The 569-nt window shown below is 77.9% G+C and carries 1 protein-coding gene; it reads left to right on the forward strand.

Annotation, left to right across the window (positions count from 1 at the left end; all coding sequences use genetic code 11):
* A partial coding sequence (locus E2C05_RS32390) for a LysM peptidoglycan-binding domain-containing protein (protein WP_133223674.1) occupies nt 1–558 on the forward strand: 558 nt, incomplete at its 5' end.
* Between the last annotated feature and the right edge of the window lie 11 nt (nt 559–569).

Genomic DNA, 569 nt, shown 5'->3' on the forward strand with positions numbered 1-569 from the left:
GGCCTGGCCGTGCTGCTGCCGCCCATCGCGTCCGGCGGCGCGGGGCCGCGGGTGCTGCAGGCGCCGGCCGCGGCCCGCCCGCGCCTGGCGCTGGACCTGGTGGATTACGACGAGGCCGGGGCCATGCGCTTCGCCGGCAGCGCCCCGCCCGGGGCGTTGCTGCGGGTCTATGTCGGCCGCGACCTGGCGGGGGATGCCCTGGCCGATGCCGGCGGCCGCTGGTCGCTGCGGCCGGTGCGGCAGCCGGCCGAGGGGCGGCACACCCTGCGGGTGGACCAGCTGGCCGAGGCCGGGCAGGTGGCGGCGCGGATCGAATTGCCCTTCCAGCGCGACCTGCTGCCGGAGGCGCCGCCGGCGGATGGCCGGCTGGTCGTGCAGCCGGGCCACACCCTCTGGCGGATCGCCCGCGGCACCTACGGCCAGGGGATCCGCTACACGCTGATCTACCAGGCCAATCGCGACCAGATCCGCGATCCGGCGCTGATTCATCCCGGGCAGGTCTTCACCCTGCCGGAGGGCGCGCCGGCGGCCGGGCGCGCGGCCGCAGCGGGACCCTGATGCGAGGAGGC

The sequence above is a fragment of the Paracraurococcus ruber genome (genome assembly GCF_004353985.1).
GTDB lineage: Bacteria > Pseudomonadota > Alphaproteobacteria > Acetobacterales > Acetobacteraceae > Paracraurococcus > Paracraurococcus ruber.